The sequence below is a fragment of the Roseibium sp. RKSG952 genome (assembly GCF_009711355.1).
In genome coordinates, this window is sequence record NZ_SMMF01000325.1 from 1 (window position 1) to 612 (window position 612).

General features: G+C 54.6%; 1 protein-coding gene. It reads left to right on the plus strand.

Going from position 1 to position 612, the window contains the following annotated elements; genetic code table 11:
* Window positions 1–563: calcium-binding protein (locus E1297_RS00890; protein ID WP_368669422.1), on the plus strand; the 563-nt coding region annotated here is incomplete at its 5' end.
* Between the last annotated feature and the right edge of the window lie 49 nt (window positions 564–612).

Below are 612 nucleotides of genomic sequence, written 5' to 3' on the forward strand. Positions count from 1 at the left end.
GGGATGGCTCGGATACGCTTGACATGTCCAATTCCGATGACGGTATAACCATCGAGATTGATGACGGTTCCGGAACGGTCACGTTCTCCGATGGGACTACTGGAACTTTTTCGGACTTCGAGAGCTTTGTTGGAACAGGAAGCGATGACACGTTCTATGCGGATACGGGAGATACCTCCTATGATGGCGGGGACGGGACGGACACGATCGATTTCTCACACGAGATGGGTGGCGTGGCCGTGTCCCTTGATGAGGATGGCGGGTCCGTCCGTTTTCATGACGGCACCACGGCCACTTTCTCGAACATGGAGGTGGTGGACGGCACCGAATACAATGACATTTTCTACGCCGGATCCGGTGGTTACACCATCTCCGGGGACGACGGAAATGATGCGCTCTACATCACGTCGACTGAGGATTACACGATCACGTACTCCGATGATGATGATACTTCGGGTACGATCACCTTCGAGGATGGGTCAGAGGTTGTCTTCGATAGTATTGAGAACATTTATGGAGGCGCGAGCGACGGGACGACTGTAACCGACTACGACCTCTATTGATGGAGAAGTCGGCCAGTCATGCCTGAACCTGGCCGCGGCCAGGCTCAGG